Raw genomic sequence first — 6,644 nt, 5'->3', positions numbered from 1 at the left:
AGCCGGTCAGCGACGCCTTGCAGTGGGCACGGATCGCGTCGACGTCGAGCGTCGCGCCCGGCTCGAGCACCACCGCGGCAACGACCTGCTCGCCACCGCCGTCCGCGGCGCGACCCACCACCGCACAGTCGGCGACGCCGGGCGCCGTCCGCAGGACCGCCTCGACCTCGGAGGGGTAGACGTTGAACCCGCCGGTGACGATCATCTCCTTGATCCGGTCCACCACGTGCAGGAAGCCCTCGGAATCCTGCTCGACCACGTCGCCGGTGCGCAGCCAGCCGTCGTGGAACGACGCCGCGGTGGCCTCCTCGTTGCCCCAGTATCCGGGGAAGACCTGCGGACCCTTGACCAACAGCTCGCCCGGTTGCCCGGATGGCACATCCCGGGACGGGTCTTCCTTGTCGGCGATCCGAATATCCGTGTCGGGGAAGGGGACGCCGATTGATCCGGCCCGCCTCGCCGTCGACATCGGATTGCCCACCGTGATCGGCGAGGTCTCCGTCATGCCGTACCCCTCCACCAACAGGCCGCCGGTGGCGGCCTCCCAGCGTTCGATGAGGTCGGCGGGCAGGCTCATGGCCCCGGAGAACGAGTTGCGGATGCCCTTGAGCGAGATGCCCCGCTTGTCCGCCTCCTCGAGGATGCGCGTGTAGATCGGCGGGACGGCCGGGATGAACGTCGGAGGCTCGTTGGCGAAGATCGGCATGATCAGGTCCATGTCTGGCGTCGGCACGAGTTGCAGCCGGGCGCCCTGGGCGATGCCGAACACCACGCACATCGTCACGCCGTAGGCATGGAACATCGGCAATGACGCCAGGAAGCGTTCCCTGCCCGGCTCGAGTCCGGGCACCCACGCCTCGCCCTGGGTCGAGTTGGCCACCAGGTTGGCATGGGTGAGCATCGCGCCCTTGGGGGTGCCGGTGGTGCCCGAGGTGTAGAGGATCAGCGCGGGGTCGTCGTTGACGGGGTAGGGGTGCGAGAAGTCCAGCTCGGGCCCGGACTCCATCGCCGACCAGCGCGGGGTGTGCTTGTCCGGCGTGGAGAGCTTGTCGCGGGACGCGCGCAGGCTCGGCACGGGCAGGTGGCGGAGCGCGAGGCGCTTGGTGGTGGGGAACTCATCGAGCAGGTCGACGGCCAGGATGTGCTCGATCGCGGTATCCGGGCGGCTCTTGAGGTCCTCGACCACGTCGGTGACGACGTTCCAGGTCACGACGACCTTCGCGCCGTGGTCGACGAAGGGGCCCTCGAGCTCGTCGGCGGTGTAGAGGGGGTTGTGTTCGACGACGATCGCGCCCAGGCGCAGCGCTGCGTAGAAGACCACGATGCCCTGTGGGCAGTTGGGCAGGAGGACGGCGACGCGATCCCCCTTTTCCACCCCCAGGAGGCGGAGGCCCTCGGCCGCGCGACGGACCCGGCGGCCCAGTTCGGCGTAGCTGAGGTGACGGCCGAAGAACTCGGTGGCGGGACGGTCGAAGTGGGCGGTGACGGCCCGGTCGAACTGGTCACACAGGGTGGTGGCGCCGTAGTCCAGCCCCTGTGTGGTGCCCGGGGTGTAATGGACCGTCCAAGGCCGGTCGCTGTTGGTGGGGGTGTCTCCGACGTCTGCGGTCATGCCTGCACCGTAGCGGGTGGTCGACAGGTCATAATGAACATATGGCTTACGGAACCCTCGTCCTGCTCCGTCACGGGCAGTCCCAGTGGAACGCGTCCAATCAGTTCACCGGTTGGGTCGATGTCGACCTGACCGATCTCGGCCGGGAGGAGGCGGTCCGCGGCGGCAAGCTCCTCGCGAAGGAAAGCATCCTTCCCGACGTGCTGTACACGTCGCTGCTGCGTCGTGCGATCACCACCGCGAACATCGCGCTGGACGCCTGCGACCGGCACTGGATCCCCGTGGTGCGGCACTGGAAGCTCAACGAGCGCCACTACGGAAAGCTCCAGGGCCTCAACAAGGCCGAGATCAAGGAAGAGTTCGGCGACGAGCAGTTCATGCTGTGGCGCCGCAGCTACGACACCCCGCCGCCCGCGATCGACGCGGACAACGAGTACTCGCAGTCCTCGGACGTGCGCTACGCCGACCTGCCCGAGGTGCCGCTGACCGAGTGCCTCAAGGACGTCGTCGACCGGTTCATTCCGTACTACTCGGCCGAGATCGCCCCGCGTCTCGCGGCCGGTGAGACCGTCATGGTGGCCGCGCACGGCAACTCGCTCCGCGCGCTGGTCAAGCACCTCGACGGCATCTCGGACGAGGACATCGCCGGGCTGAACATCCCGACCGGCATCCCGCTGGTCTACCGCTTCGACGACGCCGGCACGGTCACGAACCCGGGTGGCACCTACCTCGACCCGGAGGCCGCCGCCGCCGGCGCCGCAGCCGTGGCCAACCAGGGCGGCAAGTAACACCGCGCCGCTGGCGACACGCCGCGGTTCCGCCGGTGTCCGCGGAACACATGAAGGCTGGGTGAACTCGCCGTAAACCCCCGTCTGCCTGCGAACTTCCCGTAGGTGGACGGGGGGTTCTGCGTTTCAGGGGTGGATACCTGTGGACGTAGTATCTGGGTCGTGCAGGTCAGTATGGGGATCGCCATCGCGATCGTCGCCGGGATTCTCGGCTTCGTCGTGGGTGGCTTCGTCGTCCCCTGGATCAGGGCCCGCGCCGACCGGCGCCGCGCGGAACAGGCCGGACCCAGCAGGTTCGATGTCCTCAGTGCCGTGTATCAGCAGGCCCCCTACGCACTTGCCGTCGTCGACCGACACCAGGATGTGGTGTTGTTCAACCGTCGGGCCCGGGAACTGGCGATCGTCGAGGACCGCCGGCTGATCGAGACCGTGTGGGCGGCGGCGCACGCCACGTTCGTCGACGCGCAGCCCTCCGTGTTCGACCTGCCCGCGAAAATGGCTGCCGGTCGTCGTCGGATCCCCTCGGTGAGTGGACGCGCCGAGATCCTTGACGGGCACGGCGAGCAGTTCGTCGTGGTGTTCGCCGACGATGATTCCGAGCACCGCCGGATGGAGGCCGCCCGGCGTGACTTCGTGGCCAATGTCTCCCACGAACTCAAGACACCCGTGGGTGCTATGGCGGTCCTGGCCGAGGCACTGCTGGAGTCCAAGGACGACCCGGATTCGGTGGAGTATTTCGGCGGTCGTGTGGTGGGCGAGGCGCAGCGGCTCGGAAAGATGGTCACCGAACTCATCGAGCTCTCGAGGTTGCAGGGCGCTGAGCGCATCCGCGACCCGGAGACGGTGGACGTCGACGAGGTGGTGGACGAGGCGCTCCGGCGAGCAGCCCATGCGGCGGAGGCCGCCGGGATCGAGCTCGTCACCGACCCGCCGTCCGGGCTGGAGATCAAAGGCGACTGGACCCTGCTGGTCACCGCGCTGGCCAATCTCATCTTCAACGCCATCAACTACTCGCACGAACGCACGCCGGTGTCGATCACGCGGGCCATCTCGGGCGACACCGTGTTGTTGCGTGTGACCGACCGCGGGATCGGGATCGCCCCCGAACACCAGACGCGAGTGTTCGAGCGGTTCTTCCGCGTCGACAAGGCACGCTCGCGAGCGACGGGCGGGACCGGCCTGGGGCTGGCGATCGTCAAGCACGTCGCCCAGAACCACAACGGCGTCGTGACCCTGTGGAGTAGACCCGGTACCGGGTCGACTTTCACTCTCGAACTCCCGGCCCATCTGGAGCCGGATGCCGGCGGGAATACTCCCGCCACCGAGCACGTCAATCAAGGAGAGGACCAGGTGCCGTGACCAGGGTGCTGATCGTGGAGGACGAGGACTCGCTGGCGGATCCGCTGGCATTCCTTCTCCGCAAGGAGGGCTTCGACGTCACCATTGCCGGCGACGGCCCGACCGCGCTGGAGAGCTTCGAGGCCGAGGGCGCCGACATCGTGCTGCTCGACCTCATGCTTCCGGGGATGTCAGGAACCGACGTGTGCAAGCGACTTCGGGTGAGCTCGAGCGTGCCGGTCATCATGGTGACCGCGCGTGACAGCGAGATCGACAAGGTCGTGGGCCTGGAGCTGGGGGCGGACGACTACGTCACCAAGCCGTACTCCGCCCGCGAGCTCATCGCCCGGATCCGCGCGGTCCTGCGGCGTGGGGCGGACAAGGAGTCGGACGAGCCCGAGGAGATCGGCGTCCTGGAGTCGGGCCCGGTCCGCATGGACATCGAGCGGCACACGGTGTCGGTCCGCGGTTCGGGGGTGACGCTGCCGCTCAAGGAGTTCGATCTGCTCGAGTACCTGCTGCGCAACTCCGGTCGCGTGCTCACCCGTGGGCAGCTCATCGACCGCGTGTGGGGCTCGGACTACGTCGGCGACACCAAGACCCTCGACGTGCACGTCAAGCGACTGCGCTCGAAGGTCGAGGAGGACCCGGGCAAGCCGGTCCACCTGGTGACGGTGCGCGGCCTCGGGTACAAGTTCGAGGCCTGACCCACCGCACCGCGCCGCGGTCGGCGGGCGCTGCTCGCGGCCGGGCTCAGCGTCCGCAGGCCCGTTCGGTCGCCGGGTGCACGGCCACGATGCCCAGTTGGTGGCGTCGCCCGCACGCGGCGGCCAGCACCTCGTACACCTCCTCGCCGAGCAGTCCGATCAGCTCGTCGCGCAGGGAAATGTACACGGGGTCGGCGCCGACATGCGCCTCGGGGGAGCCGGTGCAGTACCAGTCCAGGTCGAGTCCGCCGGGGCCCCATCCGCGGCGGTCGTACTCGCTCACGCGGGTGTGGAGGATCTCCACCTCATCGGGCCGGTCCTCCCATTCGTGCGTCACGTGCAGCGGCAGCTGCCAGCACACGTCGGGCTTGGCCTCGGTGAGGGGGCGTCCGGTGCGGATCGCCATGTGGTGGAACGCGCAGCCGGATCCGGCGGGCCAGCCGGGGTCGTTGAAGAACACGCAGCGTCCCTTGTACTTGCGGGTGCGCAGGGCTGGGGCCATCTCGCCGTCGTCGCCCGTCAGTTCATCTTCTTCGAGCCACGCCTCGTTCTCGGAGTTCTCGGCGGCGGCGGCCTCGAACGCGGCGTCGCGGTGCTGCCACTCGTCGGGCTCCAGGCGCGAGACGTTGAGGGTGAGGCGTTCGCGATCCTCGGAGTCGGCGATGAACGCGCCGTGGGTGCAGCAGCCGGATTCGGGCTGGGAGGCGTCGATGCCATGGCAGGCGGGGGTCCCGAACACACATGTCCATGAGGAGAGCAGCCACGTCATGTCTACTGAGATGAGATGCTCGTCGTTCGTCGGGTCGGAAAAGCTGTACCACTCGCGCGGGAAGTCCAAGGGGACCTCGGGCGAAGGGGTACCCGGGGTTGAGGAAGGTTCAGTGGCGGTCACAACTTGCGACCGTAGACCGTTTAGGGTGGTCGTGTGAGATTAGGTGTCCTGGACGTCGGGAGTAACACGGTCCACTTCGTCGTCGTCGACGCGCACCGTGGTGGCCACCCCACCCCTATGAACGATTCCAAGACCCGTCTGCGCCTCATCGAGTACCTGGATGATGACAACAACATCTCCAAGACCGGCATCGCCCGGCTGGTCGACGCGGTCAATGAGGCCGCGGACCTGGCCAAGGCCACCAAGTGCAAAGAGGTCATGGCATTGGCGACCTCCGCCGTGCGTGACTCCGCCAACTCGAACGAGGTGCTTGCCGAGGTCGAGAAGAAGACGGGCGTAGAGCTGCGCGTGCTCTCCGGTGAGGACGAGGCGCGCATGACGTTTTTGTCGGCGCGCCGCTGGTACGGCTGGAGTGCCGGACGGATCCTCAACCTCGACATCGGTGGAGGCTCACTGGAGTTGACCAGCGGCGAGGACGAGCTCCCGGAGCACGCGTTCAGCCTGCAGCTCGGCGCTAGTCGTCTGACCCACGACTGGTTCAAGTCGGATCCGCCGGAGCGCAAGCGCATCAACCAGCTGCGCGACTACATCGACGCAGAACTGGAGGGCCCGGCGAAGGAGCTGCGCACGGCCGGCGAGCCGGATCTGGCGTGTGCTACCTCCAAGACCTTCCGGATGCTGGCACGCCTGACGGGTGCGGCACCGTCGTCGGAGGGCCCGCGGGTTGAACGTATTCTCACCGCCGCGGGTTTACGTCAGGTGATCGCGTTTATTTCGCGCATGACCGCGGCGGACAGGGCAGAGTTGGAGGGAATCAGCTCTGATCGTTCGTATCAAGTTGTGGCCGGTGCGCTCGTCGCGGAGGCGTCGATGCGTGCATTGGGGTTGGAAAGTGTGAAAATCTGTCCGTGGGCCCTGCGTGAGGGGCTCATTCTGCAGCGTCTCGACCGGGACGTGGGCGGCGACGGGAAGGGAAGCTGACGATGGCCGAGGATTCTGACGGTCAGCAGATCACCGTGGCGGAGCTGCTCAAGCGCATGGGCGCGGAGCAGCAGGACGCTTCGCCCTCGGGGCGTAGGCGCCGCAGGTCTGATGAGGGTGGGGTGAGTGTTTCCGAACTCACCGGTGAGATCCCGCGGGTCTCGGACGAGGAGGTCCTGTCCGGTCGTGCGGCGCGGCGTCGTGCGCGCGAGGCAGAGGAGGCCCGCGCGGGTCAGTCGTCACCGTCGTCGGAGGGGGGCGCCGCGGAAGCGGGTCAGTCCGGCGCGGGTGCGTCGTCAGCGATCTCCGTCTTCCCCGTCAGGTGG

At 67.8% G+C, this 6,644-nt stretch carries 6 protein-coding genes and 1 pseudogene; 5 read left to right on the top strand and 2 right to left on the bottom strand.

Features of this window, described 5'->3' with window-relative positions; all coding sequences use genetic code 11:
* A partial coding sequence (locus tag G6016_RS14735; RefSeq protein WP_182633368.1) for a long-chain-fatty-acid--CoA ligase occupies nt 1-1,612 on the bottom strand: 1,612 nt, incomplete at its 3' end.
* Between the two features lie 41 nt (nt 1,613-1,653).
* Here G6016_RS14735 and G6016_RS14730 point away from each other — a divergent pair.
* From G6016_RS14730 to G6016_RS14720, 3 genes are all read left to right on the top strand, one after another.
* Nucleotides 1,654-2,400: a phosphoglyceromutase gene (locus tag G6016_RS14730; RefSeq protein ID WP_182633367.1), complete on the top strand. Its 747-nt coding sequence runs from the start codon at nt 1,654-1,656 to the stop codon at nt 2,398-2,400.
* Between the two features lie 162 nt (nt 2,401-2,562).
* Nucleotides 2,563-3,759: a sensor histidine kinase gene (locus tag G6016_RS14725; protein WP_338403630.1), complete on the top strand. Its 1,197-nt coding sequence runs from the start codon at nt 2,563-2,565 to the stop codon at nt 3,757-3,759.
* The gene (locus G6016_RS14720) at nt 3,756-4,445 is read left to right on the top strand and encodes a response regulator (RefSeq protein WP_182633366.1); all 690 of its coding nucleotides are present in this window, start codon (nt 3,756-3,758) and stop codon (nt 4,443-4,445) included. Before G6016_RS14725 ends, G6016_RS14720 begins: the two co-directional genes overlap by 4 nt.
* A gap of 46 nt (nt 4,446-4,491) precedes the next feature.
* Here the strand turns inward: G6016_RS14720 and G6016_RS14715 are convergent, their stop codons facing one another.
* A complete protein-coding gene (locus G6016_RS14715) occupies nt 4,492-5,337 on the bottom strand; it encodes a DUF3109 family protein (RefSeq protein WP_182633365.1) in 846 nt (281 codons plus the stop codon).
* Between the two features lie 33 nt (nt 5,338-5,370).
* Between G6016_RS14715 and G6016_RS14710 the strand changes: the two genes are divergently transcribed.
* Nucleotides 5,371-6,318 carry a Ppx/GppA phosphatase family protein gene (locus tag G6016_RS14710; protein WP_182633364.1) on the top strand — a complete coding sequence of 316 codons (948 nt, stop codon included), beginning with the start codon at nt 5,371-5,373 and terminating at the stop codon, nt 6,316-6,318.
* Nucleotides 6,319-6,320: 2 nt separating this feature from the next.
* Nucleotides 6,321-6,644, top strand: a pseudogene (locus tag G6016_RS14705) (hypothetical protein); the annotation flags it as partial.

This window comes from Dietzia aerolata, assembly GCF_014144865.1.
Classification (GTDB): Bacteria; Actinomycetota; Actinomycetes; order Mycobacteriales; family Mycobacteriaceae; genus Dietzia; species Dietzia aerolata.
Note: the sequence above shows the minus strand (reverse complement) of the source record. Positions and strands in the feature narration are given on the sequence as shown.